This is a genomic window from Massilia sp. Soil_C_3 (genome assembly GCF_057657035.1).
The window spans coordinates 96,322-109,706 of sequence record NZ_JBDGJG010000009.1 but is presented as its reverse complement, the minus strand read 5'-3'; the positions used below and the strand labels follow the sequence as shown (position 1 = coordinate 109,706).

16 protein-coding genes and 1 tRNA gene are annotated in these 13,385 nt (G+C 65.1%); 9 read left to right on the top strand and 8 right to left on the bottom strand.

What is annotated here, in order from left to right; all coding sequences use genetic code 11:
* Nucleotides 1–34: 34 nt before the first annotated feature.
* From AC3A6F_RS19360 to AC3A6F_RS19350, 3 genes are read right to left on the bottom strand one after another with little or no spacing between them, the layout of a single operon-like run.
* Complete coding sequence (locus tag AC3A6F_RS19360; protein WP_147934933.1) at nt 35–778, bottom strand: MgtC/SapB family protein; 744 nt, start codon at nt 776–778, stop codon at nt 35–37.
* A 30-nt stretch (nt 779–808) separates the two neighbouring features.
* The gene (locus AC3A6F_RS19355) at nt 809–1,069 is read right to left on the bottom strand and encodes a hypothetical protein (protein ID WP_487683649.1); all 261 of its coding nucleotides are present in this window, start codon (nt 1,067–1,069) and stop codon (nt 809–811) included.
* Between the two features lies 1 nt (nt 1,070).
* Complete coding sequence (locus tag AC3A6F_RS19350) at nt 1,071–2,888, bottom strand: aminopeptidase P family protein (RefSeq protein WP_487683646.1); 1,818 nt, start codon at nt 2,886–2,888, stop codon at nt 1,071–1,073.
* A 128-nt stretch (nt 2,889–3,016) separates the two neighbouring features.
* On the opposite strand from AC3A6F_RS19350, the gene AC3A6F_RS19345 reads away from it, so the two are divergent.
* Nucleotides 3,017–3,601, top strand: coding sequence for a hypoxanthine-guanine phosphoribosyltransferase (locus tag AC3A6F_RS19345; protein ID WP_487683643.1), 585 nt, complete (start codon nt 3,017–3,019; stop codon nt 3,599–3,601).
* 72 nt (nt 3,602–3,673) lie between these two features.
* Here AC3A6F_RS19345 and AC3A6F_RS19340 read toward each other — a convergent pair whose 3' ends face one another.
* Both AC3A6F_RS19340 and AC3A6F_RS19335 read right to left on the bottom strand, forming a co-directional pair.
* Complete coding sequence (locus tag AC3A6F_RS19340; RefSeq protein WP_487683640.1) at nt 3,674–4,627, bottom strand: NAD(P)H-dependent flavin oxidoreductase; 954 nt, start codon at nt 4,625–4,627, stop codon at nt 3,674–3,676.
* Nucleotides 4,628–4,717: 90 nt separating this feature from the next.
* The gene (locus tag AC3A6F_RS19335; protein ID WP_487683637.1) at nt 4,718–4,912 is read right to left on the bottom strand and encodes a DUF1289 domain-containing protein; all 195 of its coding nucleotides are present in this window, start codon (nt 4,910–4,912) and stop codon (nt 4,718–4,720) included.
* 151 nt (nt 4,913–5,063) lie between these two features.
* Here AC3A6F_RS19335 and AC3A6F_RS19330 point away from each other — a divergent pair, with 151 nt between their 5' ends.
* Nucleotides 5,064–5,543 carry a hypothetical protein gene (locus AC3A6F_RS19330; RefSeq protein WP_487683634.1) on the top strand — a complete coding sequence of 160 codons (480 nt, stop codon included), beginning with the start codon at nt 5,064–5,066 and terminating at the stop codon, nt 5,541–5,543.
* 99 nt (nt 5,544–5,642) lie between these two features.
* A complete protein-coding gene (locus tag AC3A6F_RS19325) occupies nt 5,643–6,713 on the top strand; it encodes an extracellular catalytic domain type 1 short-chain-length polyhydroxyalkanoate depolymerase (protein ID WP_487683631.1) in 1,071 nt (356 codons plus the stop codon).
* Nucleotides 6,714–6,717: 4 nt separating this feature from the next.
* On the opposite strand, the gene AC3A6F_RS19320 is transcribed toward AC3A6F_RS19325, so the two are convergent.
* A complete protein-coding gene (locus AC3A6F_RS19320; RefSeq protein WP_487683629.1) occupies nt 6,718–6,909 on the bottom strand; it encodes a cysteine-rich CWC family protein in 192 nt (63 codons plus the stop codon).
* A 121-nt stretch (nt 6,910–7,030) separates the two neighbouring features.
* Here AC3A6F_RS19320 and argB point away from each other — a divergent pair, with 121 nt between their 5' ends.
* From argB to pabB, 5 genes are all read left to right on the top strand, one after another.
* Nucleotides 7,031–7,960 (top strand): acetylglutamate kinase, encoded by a 930-nt coding sequence (argB, locus tag AC3A6F_RS19315; RefSeq protein WP_123070878.1) that lies wholly within the window; start codon nt 7,031–7,033, stop codon nt 7,958–7,960.
* A 40-nt stretch (nt 7,961–8,000) separates the two neighbouring features.
* Nucleotides 8,001–8,075, top strand: a tRNA-Thr gene (locus AC3A6F_RS19310).
* A 104-nt stretch (nt 8,076–8,179) separates the two neighbouring features.
* Nucleotides 8,180–8,926: a pyrimidine 5'-nucleotidase gene (locus AC3A6F_RS19305; protein WP_123068523.1), complete on the top strand. Its 747-nt coding sequence runs from the start codon at nt 8,180–8,182 to the stop codon at nt 8,924–8,926.
* Between the two features lie 7 nt (nt 8,927–8,933).
* Nucleotides 8,934–9,512, top strand: coding sequence for a nucleoid occlusion factor SlmA (gene slmA / locus AC3A6F_RS19300; protein WP_487683624.1), 579 nt, complete (start codon nt 8,934–8,936; stop codon nt 9,510–9,512).
* Between the two features lie 10 nt (nt 9,513–9,522).
* On the top strand, nt 9,523–11,340 hold the full coding sequence (gene pabB, locus AC3A6F_RS19295) for an aminodeoxychorismate synthase component I (protein WP_487683621.1): 1,818 nt from the start codon (nt 9,523–9,525) through the stop codon (nt 11,338–11,340).
* Between the two features lie 206 nt (nt 11,341–11,546).
* On the opposite strand, the gene AC3A6F_RS19290 is transcribed toward pabB, so the two are convergent.
* Nucleotides 11,547–12,158: an OmpW/AlkL family protein gene (locus AC3A6F_RS19290; protein WP_147934944.1), complete on the bottom strand. Its 612-nt coding sequence runs from the start codon at nt 12,156–12,158 to the stop codon at nt 11,547–11,549.
* A gap of 173 nt (nt 12,159–12,331) precedes the next feature.
* Between AC3A6F_RS19290 and AC3A6F_RS19285 the strand changes: the two genes are divergently transcribed.
* Nucleotides 12,332–12,769: an acetyltransferase gene (locus AC3A6F_RS19285; RefSeq protein ID WP_487683618.1), complete on the top strand. Its 438-nt coding sequence runs from the start codon at nt 12,332–12,334 to the stop codon at nt 12,767–12,769.
* 4 nt (nt 12,770–12,773) lie between these two features.
* On the opposite strand, the gene AC3A6F_RS19280 is transcribed toward AC3A6F_RS19285, so the two are convergent.
* Complete coding sequence (locus AC3A6F_RS19280; RefSeq protein ID WP_123068518.1) at nt 12,774–13,358, bottom strand: glutathione peroxidase; 585 nt, start codon at nt 13,356–13,358, stop codon at nt 12,774–12,776.
* Between the last annotated feature and the right edge of the window lie 27 nt (nt 13,359–13,385).

The following is a 13,385-nucleotide window of genomic DNA, read 5'->3' as shown; positions in this document are numbered from 1 at the left end:
GCGGCTTCGTGTCAGTGACGCGTCACGCGGTGCATCAATTACGCGCGTGCGACAGCTGGAACGAGTCGACGCCGTCGAAGGCGGCCAGTTCGCGCGCCAGTTCCGACAGCGGCGCGCCGGTCTTGCGCGACAGCGCCAGCGCCACGAAGCGCCATTCCTGGCGGCCTTCGTCGCTGCTGATGGTCAGCGAGCTGCCGGCGATCTCGTAGCCGCGCTCGAGCGCCACCTTGCGGATCGCATCTTCGCGCGGCATGAACTCGGGCCGGAAGCGCATCCGCACCGCCACCGCGTGGCGCGACGGCAGGAAGGTCTCCAGGCGGTTCAGGTAGATCATGATCATCGCCGACAGGAAGGCCAGGCCCATCGCGGCGAGATAAAAGCCGATGCCGATCAGGATGCCGATCGCCGACGAGGCCCAGATCGAGGCCGCCGTGGTCAGGCCGCTGATATTGAAGCCGTCGCGCATGATGACGCCGGCGCCGAGAAAGCCGATACCGGTGACCACGCCCTGGATGATGCGGGTCGGATCGATCGGCGCCAGCAGGCCCGCATGGCCGCCGTACCACAGGTCCGGATAGCCGGCGAGGATGGTCAGCGCGGCCGAGGCCATGCATACCAGGCCATAGGTGCGCATGCCGGCGGCGCGCCCGTGATAGGCGCGCTCGTAGCCGACCAGGAGGCCCAGCAGCAAAGCCCCGACCAGGTGCAACAGGATCAGGCCATTGGCAAACAGCTCGTGCTTCGACCAGTAGGCCGCGAACAGGTTGGTTTCCGTCATGCGCGCATCGTGTTCATGGTCGGCGGGCGGTCAGGGTTTTTTCTTGACCAGCTGCTTCTCGAAGGCCACGTCGTTCTTGCTGATGCGCGGCTGCTCCTGCGGACCGAGACCCTTGACGAAGACGACGAAGTCGTCGAGCTCCATCGGCGCGCACAGCGGCGGACTGCCGGGCGCTTCGGACAGGTAGAAGTGGCCGTCGCCGGTGCGCGCCATCGAGTACAGATTGTTCCCGGTACGCTGCTTCAGGCGCTCGACGGCGGTGCTGGCGCGGGTGGAACGTGAGCTGGCCATATCAGATCGCCTCCGTGCGCTGCATCAGCCATTCGAATGCCGGGCCTTCGACGTGCGGCGTCAGGCGCGCGCGCACGGTGGCGTGGTAGTCGTTCAGCCACGCGATTTCGTCAGGCCGCAGCAGGCTGCGGTCGATCGGGCGCGTATCGATCGGGCACAGGGTCAGGGTCTCGAAGCCGAGATACTCGCCGAACTCGGACGTCTCGACGTGCTGGTTCAGCACCAGGTTCTCGATGCGGATGCCCCAGCGTCCCGGACGATAGATGCCCGGCTCGATCGAGGTGATCATGCCCGTCTCCATCGCGGTATGCGGCTCCGGCGGCACCGCCGGCGAAATCGTCTGCGGGCCTTCGTGCACATTGAGGAAGTAGCCGACGCCGTGGCCGGTGCCGTGGCCGTAGTCGATGCCGGCGGCCCAGATCGGGGCGCGCGCGATCGCGTCCAGCATCGGCGCGCGGGTGCCGCGCGGGAAGCGCGCGGCCGACAGGTTGATCAGGCCTTTCAGCACCAGCGTGTAGTCGCGCATCTGCGCGCTGCTAGCCGTGCCGACCGGGATCACGCGCGTGATGTCGGTGGTGCCGCCCAGGTACTGGCCGCCCGAATCGATCAGCAGCAGGCCGTCGCCTTCGATGACGGCGCAGGTGGCGCTCTCGGCGCGGTAGTGCATGATCGCGCCATTGCTGTTGAAGCCGGCGATGGTCGAGAAGCTGGCGCTGACGAAGTTGGGGCGGCGCGCACGGCTTGCGGTGATGCGGGTGTCGATGTCGACTTCATTCAGCGGCGCGCGGTTCGGATCCGCCAGCAACGGCTCGAGCGCGGCGAAGAATTCGCAAAGCGCCGCGCCATCCTGCTCCATCGCGGCGCGCACGTTGACGGTCTCGCTTTCCAGCTTGCGCGACTTGGCGAAGGTGGTCGGGTTGATCGCCTCGACCACGTTCACGCCCTGAGCCACGGCGGCGCGCATGCCGGCGGTGACGCGGCGCGGATCGAGCAGCAGGGTCGCGCCTTCCGGCAGCGATTCGAGCGCATGCACGGCGTTGGCGTACGGCGCCAGGTGCACGTCGTCGGCTTCGAGGCGGGCGCGCACGTCTTCCGGCACCTTGCCCTCGAGGACGAACAGGGTCGCGTCGCCGCGGCCGATCAGCGCATGCGCCAGGAACACCGGGTTGAAGCTGACATCGGCGCCGCGCAGGTTGAACAGGTAGGCGATATCGTCCAGCGTCGAGATGAAATGAAAGCCCGCGCCGTGCGCCTCCATCGCGGCCCGCGTGGCATGCAGCTTGTCGGCGCGGGTGGCGGTGGCGTATGGCGGCAAATGTTCGAACACGGGTTCGAGCGGCAGCGACGGACGCTCGCTCCACACCTCGTCCAGCAGGTCGATGTCGGTACGCAGGGTCACGCCCTTGGCGGCCAGGGCGTCTTTCAACAGGCGGGCGCCGGCCAGGCCTAGCACGCGCGCATCGACGGCGGCGGTCTGGCCTGCGGCCAGGTTGGCGGCCAGCCAGTCGACGTGCAACTGGCTCGCGGCGCCCGGGATCTTCATCAGCGCGATCTCGGAGCCGGCCAGTTCGGTCTCGGCCTGCGTGAAGTAGCGGCCATCGGTCCAGACGCCGGCGAAACCGGCGGTGGCGATGAAGGTGCCGACCGAGCCGGTGAAGCCGGACAGCCATTCGCGGCCCTTCCAGTGGCCGGGCAGGTATTCCGACAGATGCGGATCGCTTGACGGGACGATATAGGCGTCGATGCCGTGGCGCGCCATGGCGGCGCGCAGTTGCGCGAGGCGGCCTGCACGTGCGGCCTGGAATTCGTTATGGGACATGGCTGGATGCGTCGGTTTGGTTTTCCAAGCCACGTATCATACGCCGCAATCCTCTTGAATGGCCAACCGGAACGCATGGCTCTGGCGGATGACGCATAATGGTCCCGCACTCAACTGAACTGAAGACCATGCACGATTTCCACCATGAGCGCGCGCGAGCGCTACTGGCGAATGCCACCCAGATCGTCGACCCCGTCGAAGTGAACGCCGCCGTGCGGCGCGTCGCCGACGAACTCAATGCCCGCTTCGGCGCCGAAGGCGTCGCCGAATTCCCGCTGGTGCTGGGCGTGATGGGCGGCGCGGTGGTGTTTACCGGCCACCTGCTGCCGCAACTGAGCTTCCCGCTCGACTTCGACTACATCCACGTCAGCCGCTATGGCGACGAAGACCGCGGCGGCGAGATCGTGTGGAAGGTGATCCCGCGCCAGAACGTCGTCGGCCGCAAGATCGTGGTGGTGGACGACATCCTGGACGAAGGCGAGACCCTGGCCCACGTCAAGCAGCGCCTGCTCGACATGGGCGCCGCCGAAGTGATCGTCGTGGTGTTCGCCGACAAGGACCTGGGCCGCGCCAAGCCGATCCAGGCCGACCTGGTGGGCCTGACCTTGCCCAACAAGTTCGTGGTCGGCTTCGGCATGGACGTGTACGGCTACTGGCGCAACCTGCCGGGGCTGTGGACCATTCGTCCGGAAGACCTGAAGCCGGCGGATTGAGGCGTAGGGTTGGCCGGGGCGCGCAGCCGGCTTCGCCGCCGACGCGTTCAAATCGAGCTTGCAGTCACGCTCTTACAGCGCAAGCCGCGCCCGCGCCGCGTCATACTCGCGCTTGAGCCGCTCGACCATCTCGGCCACCGTCGGCACGTCGTCCATCAGGCCCACGCCCTGGCCCGCGCCCCAGATGTCGCGCCAGGCCTTGGCTGCGCCCGAGCCGAAGCTCATCTTGCTCTTGTCCGATTCCGGCAGATTGTCCGGATCCAGCCCGGCCGCCACGATCGATTTTTTCAGGTAGTTGCCGTGCACGCCGGTGAACAGGTTCGTGTACACCACATCCGCCGCGCGCGATTCGACGATCGCGTCGCGGTAGCTGTCGCTGACGTTCGATTCCTTCGTGGCCAGCCAGCGCGAACCGATGTAGGCGAAATCGGCGCCCATCGCCTGCGTCGCCAGGATCGCGTCGCCGGTCGCGATCGATCCGGACAGGGCGATCGGCCCCTTGAAGAACTTGCGCACTTCTCCCACCAGCGCGAACGGCGACAGCGCGCCGGCATGGCCGCCGGCGCCGGCCGCCACCAGGATCAGGCCATCGACGCCCGCTTCCAGCGCCTTCTCGGCGTGGCGGATCGAGACCACGTCGTGCAGCACGATGCCGCCATACGAATGCACGGCATCCATCATCTCGCGCGGCGGCGCGCGCAGCGACGAGATGATGATCGGCACCTGGTGCTTCACGCACACCTCGACGTCGTGCGCCAGGCGGTCGTTCGATTGATGGACGATCTGGTTGACCGCGATCGGACCCACTTTCGCGCCCGGATTAGCGGTCGCGTACCCGGCCAGCTCGCGCTGCAGATCGGTCAGCCAGGTGTCGAGCAGCTCGGCCGGACGGGCATTGAGCGCCGGGAAGGAACCGACGATGCCGGCCTTGCACTGGGCCGCCACCAGGGCGGGACCGCTGGCGATGAACATCGGCGAAGCGATGACGGGAAGGGACAGGTCTTGCAGCACGGCGGGCATCGTCATGGGCAGCTCTCGGTGGTTAGTTGACGAGGCATTATAGCCTCGAAAAAAGAACGATCGTGCTAGATTTCTCCCTCTAAAGGTCTACCTGCCTCAGTCGCCGAACATCCCAGCTTCACGGCGCCGGATCTCGGCCCAGATCGCGCGCTTCTCGTCCTCGCTGGCATTGCGCCAGGCGCGGATCTCGTCGATGGTGCGCATGCAGCCCTGGCACAGGCCGGTTTCCGGGACCATCTTGCAGATATTGATGCAGGGCGAAGGGACGGGGGTTTGCAGTTCTGGATCCATTGCCTGAAGCCTAAGCGTATATATGTCGGAGGCGGCATTATCGCGCGTCCGGCAGGCCAGCGCCGTTTTTGCCTGTGAGTCACTATACTCGTCAATACGCACTGTCCCTGGAACAGTGCCGCATCGATTAATTTGCTGCATGAGGTTGCCCATGAAAATTCGTTTCATCGTCATGACCGCCCTGCTGGGCGTATCCGCCACGGCCTCGAGCCAGGTAATGTCGCCCGATGGCTATGGCAAGATCCAGTTCGGCCAGCGGCTCGACCAGGTCGAGCGCAAGCTGGGCCAGCGCGCCACGCCGCGGCCGCTTGATCCATCCTGCCCCATCGTCCGCTTCAAGCGTTATCCACAGGTGAGCTTCATGGTCGAGAACGGCGTGATCGTGCGCGCCGACGCCAAAGCGGTGGTGCGCAACAGCGCCGGCATCACGGCGCGCATGTCGGCCAAGGAGGCCCTGCGCCACGCACCCGCGCTGCGCAGCGAACTCCACAAATACGACGAGCAAGGCCAGGTCCTGGTCCTGCCCAAAGGCGAAAACAAGGCGCTGATCTTCGAAGCCAGCAAAGGAAAACTGACAACCATGCGCGCCGGCATCAAGCCGGCCGTCGACTACGTGGAAGGGTGTGGGTAAACCGTCGCATAAATACTGCAGCAACAGCCAATCGGCAACGATTGACAGGTTAGTGTAAGCTCATGGCGTGAAATTGTGCAGTGCACAAAAAGGAATGCCATGAAACTCCACCGACTAATGTTGGCCCAGATGCGCGCCGCCACCCGATCGCTGTGGCGGGCTGGACCGGCCGCGCCTGGCGCCGCGGTACAGCAAGCCCTCAAGAATGCTGCGGTCATGCAGCGCGTGGCCCAGCGCCAGATGCGCGACTTCGCTCCGCCACCAACACCAACACCAACACCAACGCCAGCACCGGCGCAGGCGCAGCCGCCGCGCGAAGCCCGACCCGGAACCTTCGTCGACGGTCACCACGCCAACGCCGCCGGCCGCCGCGACTACAAGCTGTACGTGCCCGGCAGCGTGGCGAGCGCGGACGCCGGCACGCCGGCGCCGCTGCTGGTGATGCTGCATGGCTGCACCCAGGATCCGGACGACTTCGCCACCGGCACCCGGATGAACGTGCTGGCCGAAGAGATCGGCTGCCTGGTGCTGTATCCCGCGCAGAGCAAGGGCGCCAATCCCTCGCGCTGCTGGAACTGGTTCAATGCGGTCGACCAGCGCCGCGACGAAGGCGAACCCTCGATCATCGCCGGCATGACGCGCGCGATCATGGACACCCATGCGGTCGACCCAAGCCAGGTGTATGTCGCCGGCCTGTCCGCCGGCGGCGCGATGGCGACCATCATGGGCACGCTGTATCCGGACCTGTATGCGGCGGTGGGCGTGCATTCCGGCCTGCCCTTCGCCTCGGCCAACGATCTGTCGTCGGCGCTGGCGGCGATGAAGGGCGAGTTCCGCCGCGGCACAACGAGCGGACAGCCCTTGCCGATCATCGTCTTCCACGGCGACCGCGACACCACCGTGCATCCGGCCAATGGCGAGGAACTGGTCGCCCAGGGCGCGCGCCACCTGGCCCGTCCCGGCATGGCCGAACCCGGCCACGTGCCGGACGGCCATGCCTACACGCGCACCCTGTATCCGGACGACGACGGCACGGTGCGGGCGGAACACTGGGTGGTGCATGGCGCCGGCCACGCCTGGTTCGGTGGCAATGCGCGCGGCAGCTATACGGACGGCAAGGGCCCGGATGCCAGCCGCGAGATGATGCGCTTCTTTCGCACGCGGCGCTGAGGTGTCAGCCGGCCTTCGGCGCAATCGGCATGGGCTGCGCGGCAATATGCGCGCGCAGGCAGTCCGGACACCAGCAGCCGAGCGCCTCTTGCGGCACGGCGACGGCCGGCGGCAGGGCCGTGCACCAGCACGGCTCTTGTGCGCCATCCGTCATCGCGCATCCAAATTCGGCGCCGCAGCGCGTACAAATACTCATACCTGATAAAGTAACGATTGCTGCCATAAAATACAACAGGACGCCGCCCTTTCCCCGCAAGGTTTACGCTGCCTTTACGACATTGGCTGTAAAATCTCGCGACATTTATTTCGGACCCTCCATGAACGCTCAAGTGACCAGCCTGAACACCGACGACCAACCTGACGACTTGACCGCCGTTTCGACGGCGCTGAAAGCACAGATCCTGGCCGAAGCGCTTCCCTACATCCGCAACTTCCACGGCAAGACCATCGTCATCAAATACGGCGGCAATGCCATGACCGAAGAACGCCTGAAACACGGCTTCGCGCGCGACGTCATCCTGCTCAAGCTGGTGGGCATGAACCCGGTCGTGGTCCACGGCGGCGGCCCGCAGATCGACAATGCGCTGAAGAAAATCGGCAAGCAGGGTACCTTCGTGCAAGGCATGCGCATTACCGACGAAGAAACCATGGAAGTGGTGGAGTGGGTGCTGGGCGGCGAAGTTCAGCAAGACATCGTGATGCTGATTAACCACTACGGTGGCCAGGCAGTCGGCCTGACCGGCAAAGACGGCGGCCTGATCCGCGCACGCCGCATGGCGATGCCCGACAAGGAAAAACCGGGCGAGTTCCTCGACATCGGTTTCGTCGGCGAGATCGAGGCGATCAACCCGGCCGTCGTCAAAGCGCTGCAGGACGACGCCTTCATCCCGATCATCTCGCCGATCGGTTTCGGCCAGGACGGCCAGGCCTACAACATCAATGCCGACGTCGTCGCCGGCAAGATCGCGGAAATCCTGAAAGCCGAAAAGCTGATCATGATGACCAACATCGCCGGCGTGCAAGATAAAGCGGGCAATCTGGTGACCGACCTGTCGGCGCGCGAGATCGACGAGATGTTCGCCGACGGCACGATCTCGGGCGGCATGCTGCCGAAAATCTCGTCGGCGCTGGACGCCGCGAAGTCGGGCGTGAACACCGTACACATCATCGATGGCCGCATCGAGCACTCTTTACTGCTGGAAGTCTTGACCGAACAGGCTTTTGGCACTATGATCCGGTCTCACTAAATTTTTTGTGGCGGCAACTGTCGCCACGGAAAACCAAGTTGCCCTTGTAGCTCAGTGGTAGAGCACTCCCTTGGTAAGGGAGAGGCCACGTGTTCAATCCACGTCAAGGGCACCATTTCTTCCTGCAGTACCCCTCCCCTCTGTTTTCACCTCGTTCCATGACGTTGTCATGCGCCGCTGGCATAATCGCGTGTTGCCATCACTGCGATTCGATTTTCCGTGTCCACCTCATCCCTCCAAGCCCCGGTCTGGCTGTTCGACCTCGATAACACCCTGCACGACGCTTCGCACGCGATCTTCCCGGCGATCAGCGCCAATATGAACACGTATATCGCGCGCGTGCTGAGCATCGATGGCGTGGCGGCCACGCAAGAGATGGTCGATGCCGCGCGCCTGGGCTACTGGAAGCGCTACGGCGCCACCCTGCTCGGCATGATGCGCCACCACCAGGTGTGCGCAAAAGATTTCCTGCACCAGACCCACGACATCGGCCCACTTGACGCCCTGCTGCGCGCCGAGCGCGGCCTGGCGCGCCTGCTGCGTCGCCTGCCGGGCCGCAAGATCTTGCTGACCAATGCGCCAAACAGCTATTCGACCGAGATCGTGCGCCGCCTGAAGCTGCACAACCACTTTTCGCATCATGTGGCGATCGAGCACATGCACGTGCACGGGCAGTTGCGGCCGAAACCGTCGAAGCTGATGCTGCGCCGCCTGTTGCGCAAACACGGCATCGCGGCCCAGCGCTGCATCCTGGTCGAAGACACGCTGGCCAACCTGCGCACCGCGCGCCAGCTGGGGTTGCGTACCGTCTGGGTCACACAATACCTCCGTATGAGCGATCCGATTGGAAAAGCACCCCTCCCGAGGACCCTGAAATGCCCCGGTTACGTCAATGTCAAAGTAAAATCCGTGCGGCAACTTCCGACGCGGCTCTCCGGACTGCGCCGCTCCAATAACAACTCCTAGGGATCCCATGGCAAGCACGAAGCCAGGCCAGCGCAAGCTGCAAATCCTCCAGGCCCTGGCCTCGATGCTCGAGCAGCCCAAGGGCGAGAAAATCACGACCGCCGCGCTCGCGGCGCGCCTGTCGGTGTCCGAAGCGGCGCTGTACCGCCACTTCGCCAGCAAAGCGCAGATGTACGAGGGACTGATCGAGTTCATCGAGTCGTCGGTGTTTGGCGTCATCAACCAGATCACCGAGAAAGAAGAAGGCGGCATCGAGCAGGCGCACGCGATGCTGCAGATGCTGCTCGGCTTCGCGGCCAACAACCCGGGCATGACCCGGGTGCTGATCGGCGACGCGCTGGTCAATGAAGACGAGCGCCTGCAGCACCGCATGAATCAGTTCTACGACAAGGTCGAACTGGCCTTCAAGGGAGCGCTGCGCCTGGCCGTCACGCAGGGACACGGCCAAGAAGCCGACGTTGCCGCGCGCGCCAGTCTGCTGGTGAACTATGTCACCGGCCGCTGGCACCGCTTCGCAAAGACCGGCTTCAAGCTCAATCCGATGGAGGGCACGTCGCTGCAGCTGTCCCTGCTGCTGGCGGCGTAAAATCCGAAGGATGGATACCGGCGAAGTCTTCGCGTTGCTGGACGATGCCCGCGCCACGCAGGAGGCCCGTTCGCGCCTGTACAGCGGCCATGCGGGCACGCTGAGGTGCGAGGACGCGGCCGGCTGGCCGCAGCTGGTGGCGGCGCTGTCGCAGGCGCTGCAGGACGGCCTGCACGCCGTGCCGCTGCTGAGCTATGAACTGGGCGCACACCTGGAAGGCTTGCCGGCCTGGCCCCTTGCCGGCCCGCTGGCGCAGGTGCTGCTGTTTTCCCACTGCGAGTCCATGACGGGCGAACAGGTGGCGTCGTGGCTGGCAACGCGCAGCATGGACCTCGAGCCGGCCGGCGTCGCCGGCATGTCCGCCAATGTCGATGAAGTGCAGTTCACCGGGGCTATCGACCGCATCCGCGACTACATCGCCGCCGGCGACACTTACCAGGTCAACTACACCTGGCGGCTGCGCTTCGACGCCTTCGGTCCGCTGCTCGCCCTGTACACGCGCCTGCGCGCGCGCCAGCCGGTGCCGTACGGGGCGCTGGTGACGCTGCCGGACGGCGGCGCCGTGCTGTCGTTCTCGCCCGAGCTGTTCGTGCGCCATGAAGCGGGCATGCTGGTGGCGCGGCCGATGAAGGGCACGGCGCCGGCCAGCGGCGACCCTGACGTTGACGCCACGCGCGCGCAGGCCCTCGCGCAAGACCCCAAGAACCGCGCCGAAAACCTGATGATCGTCGACCTGCTGCGCAACGACCTGGGCCGCGTGGCGCAGACCGGCAGCGTCGAGGCGCCGGCCCTGTTCGAAGTGCAGCGCTATGGCGCCGTGCTGCAGATGACGTCGACCGTGCAGGCGCGCCTGCGCGCGGATGCCGGGCTGGAAGAGATCTTCAAGGCCCTGTACCCGTGCGGCTCGATCACCGGCGCGCCGAAACGGCGTACGATGGAGATCATCCACGAACTCGAACCCGATGCGCGCGGCATCTATACCGGTGCGATCGGCTGGTTCGATCCGGCGCCACCGGGCCGTGCCTATGGCGACTTCTGCCTGTCGGTGCCGATCCGGACGCTGGCGCTGGGCGCACCTAGGGACGGTATTCGGCGCGGCGAACTGGGCGTCGGCGCCGGCATCGTGTACGACAGCGATGCGCAATCCGAATACGCCGAGTGCCAGCTGAAGGCGCGTTTCCTCACGGGCCTCTCCAACGAGTTCACCATCTTCGAGACCATCCGCGCCTCGCGCGAGCATGGCTGCCGCCACCTGGAGCAGCATCTCGATCGCCTGAGCGCATCGTGCGCCTATTTCGGTTTCGCCTTTGACCGCGGCGCGGCGCACGTGGCGCTGCTGGAAGCCAGCCAGGCCCTGCCCTCCGATGCGCTGCACCGCCTGCGCCTGGCGGTGGACCATGCCGGCGCGCTCACGCTCACGTCGGGCGAGCTGACGCCCTTGCACGAACCGGTGACCTTGCTGCTGGCCCAGGAGCCGACGCACAGCGGCGACGTCTTCCTGCGCCACAAGACGAGCATCCGCGGCCGCTACGACGCGGCGTGGAAGGCAGCGGAGGCGCAAGGCGCCTTCGATATGCTGTTCTTCAATGAGCGTGACGAGTTGACGGAAGGAGGACGCAGCAGCGTGTTCCTGCGCTTCGGCGAAGAATGGCTCACGCCGCCGCTGACGGCCGGCGTGCTGCCGGGCGTGATGCGCGGCGTGATGCTGGCCGCGCCCGCGTGGCATGCGCGCGAAGCCGTGATTCAGCGCGCGATGCTGGCGCAGGCCGACGACATCGTCGTCTGCAATGCCCTGCGCGGGCCACTGCGCGCGGTGCTCGCAGCATAACGCAGCATAGTCGGCCGCGCTGAATATAAGGCGTGGGTCGCGCCCCGCCCGTTCCCATATTCGATACTTTTGCTGGAAGCTCGCCCATGGAAGACGGGCAGGACGCGATCACGCGCAAGAGGTGGAGAGGCTCATACTGCTTGACGGCATATGCATGGTCCTCTGTCGCGCCGGTCCGCCAGTCGCGAACCGGCGTGAGCTGACACTTAGAAGCGGTAGCCGACACCCAGGCCGAACAGCACCGGATCGACCTTCAGGTGGCTGGCCTTGGCGCCGCCGACGTACACATCGCTGCGCAGGTTGACTTTCTTGACGTCGGCGTTGATCGACCAGTGTTCGTTCAGGCGGAAGTCGACGCCGGCCTGCAGCGACAGGCCCCAGCTATCGTTTTCCAGGTCGCCGGCGCCGTCGAGCAGCTTGACGCTCGACATGCGGGTGTAGTTCACGCCGGCGCCGATATAAGGGCTGATGGCCGCGCCGGGGGTGAAGTGGTATTGCAGGTTCAGGGTTGGCGGCAAGTGCTTGAATGTGCCGATCTCGGCGCCGTCCAGGCGGGCCTTGTGCTTCTGTGGATAAGTCAGGATCAGTTCGGCCGCGATGTGCGGGGTGAAGAAATAGCTGATGTCCAGTTCGGGAATGGTCTTGCTGCTCACCTCGAGGCGGTCCGCCGCGCCGACGCCGCCGACGGGCGTCGATTTGTTGTCCGGGTCGACGTGCACGGCGCGGGCGCGCACCAGCCATGGGGATTCCTGGGCCATCGCTTGCGAAGCGGTCACGGCAATCAGGGCCACCAGCACGGTTTTCATCGTCGTTTTCATCTTTTTCTTACCTTTCTTCGTTTTATGTCATCTGCGACGAAGGTAAGCTTATTGATGTGAGGAAAAACAAACTATGATGTACATCAAAATGACCATGCTATTAGTGTGGTTTATAAAACACCTATCTCCTAGGTTATATCTCTGAGACGAAAAAATCATTCGGAAGGAAAGCCATGCCAAGCATCACCATCGCCGCGAACGACGACCTCCCGCGCCTGTTCGACATCTGGGAAGCGTCCGTGAAGGCGACCCACGACTTCCTGCATCCGGACGATTTCCTGTTGCTGGTGCCGATCGTGGAGCGCACCTTGCGCGAGTTCGCGCCGCTGCATTGCGTGCGCGACGAGGCCGGCCAGCCCTGCGCCTTCATCGGCGTAAGCGAGGGAATGATCGAGATGCTGTTCGTGGATCCGCGCCACCGCGGCCAGGGCGCCGGACGGGCTCTGGTGGAATTCTCAATCGCGCACCTTGGCGCCACGCAGGTGGACGTCAATGAGCAGAACCGGCAGGCGCTCGGCTTCTACGAGCGTATGGGCTTCGCGGTGGCGGGACGGTCCGAGCAGGACCCGTTCGGCAAGCCCTACCCGATCCTGCACCTCGCACTGCGTTAGACGATTACAGCGCCGCTTCGATCTTCCCGGTCAGCTGCGGATCTTCCGGCGTGACCTTGCTCGGGAAGTAGTCGAGCACCTTGCCGTCGCGGCCGATCAGGTATTTGGTGAAATTCCACTTAGGTTCCTGGCCGGTGGCCTTGATCAGCTGCGCATGCAGCGGATTGGCTTGCGGGCCTTTCACCGAACTCTTGGCGAACATCGGGAACTTGACGCCATAGGTGTTGAAGCACAGGTCGGCGATTTCCTTGGCGCTGCCCGGTTCCTGCTGGCCGAAGTCGTTCGACGGGAAGCCCAGGATCACGAGGCCGCGGCCGCCGTACTTGGCGTAGATTTTTTCCAGACCTTCGTACTGCTTGGTGAAGCCGCAGTAGCTGGCCGTGTTCACCACCAGCACCACCTTGCCGGCGTACTGGCAAAGGTCTTGCGGCGCTTCGTCCTGCAGGCGCTTGAAGCTGTGCTTGAGCACGGCCGGGCAGGCGGCCGGGCTCTTGGTCAGGGCGGCGACCGGCGCGGCCTGAGCGCGTGCCGGCTGGGTGACACTGACAGCGGCCGTGGCGGCGAGCAGCAGGGCGATGGTCTTGATCATGGCGTGGTATTGACGACGGTTAAGGTG

Bases quoted from the DNA above. Each gene is read 5' to 3' on its own strand.
- AC3A6F_RS19360 (WP_147934933.1), bottom strand. From the start codon at position 778: ATGACGGAAACCAACCTGTTCGCGGCCTACTGGTCGAAGCACGAGCTG.
- AC3A6F_RS19355 (WP_487683649.1), bottom strand. From the start codon at position 1,069: ATGGCCAGCTCACGTTCCACCCGCGCCAGCACCGCCGTCGAGCGCCTG.
- AC3A6F_RS19350 (WP_487683646.1), bottom strand. From the start codon at position 2,888: ATGTCCCATAACGAATTCCAGGCCGCACGTGCAGGCCGCCTCGCGCAA.
- AC3A6F_RS19345 (WP_487683643.1), top strand. From the start codon at position 3,017: ATGCACGATTTCCACCATGAGCGCGCGCGAGCGCTACTGGCGAATGCC.
- AC3A6F_RS19340 (WP_487683640.1), bottom strand. From the start codon at position 4,627: ATGACGATGCCCGCCGTGCTGCAAGACCTGTCCCTTCCCGTCATCGCT.
- AC3A6F_RS19335 (WP_487683637.1), bottom strand. From the start codon at position 4,912: ATGGATCCAGAACTGCAAACCCCCGTCCCTTCGCCCTGCATCAATATC.
- AC3A6F_RS19330 (WP_487683634.1), top strand. From the start codon at position 5,064: ATGAAAATTCGTTTCATCGTCATGACCGCCCTGCTGGGCGTATCCGCC.
- AC3A6F_RS19325 (WP_487683631.1), top strand. From the start codon at position 5,643: ATGAAACTCCACCGACTAATGTTGGCCCAGATGCGCGCCGCCACCCGA.
- AC3A6F_RS19320 (WP_487683629.1), bottom strand. From the start codon at position 6,909: ATGAGTATTTGTACGCGCTGCGGCGCCGAATTTGGATGCGCGATGACG.
- argB (WP_123070878.1), top strand. From the start codon at position 7,031: ATGAACGCTCAAGTGACCAGCCTGAACACCGACGACCAACCTGACGAC.
- slmA (WP_487683624.1), top strand. From the start codon at position 8,934: ATGGCAAGCACGAAGCCAGGCCAGCGCAAGCTGCAAATCCTCCAGGCC.
- pabB (WP_487683621.1), top strand. From the start codon at position 9,523: ATGGATACCGGCGAAGTCTTCGCGTTGCTGGACGATGCCCGCGCCACG.
- AC3A6F_RS19290 (WP_147934944.1), bottom strand. From the start codon at position 12,158: ATGAAAACGACGATGAAAACCGTGCTGGTGGCCCTGATTGCCGTGACC.
- AC3A6F_RS19285 (WP_487683618.1), top strand. From the start codon at position 12,332: ATGCCAAGCATCACCATCGCCGCGAACGACGACCTCCCGCGCCTGTTC.
- AC3A6F_RS19280 (WP_123068518.1), bottom strand. From the start codon at position 13,358: ATGATCAAGACCATCGCCCTGCTGCTCGCCGCCACGGCCGCTGTCAGT.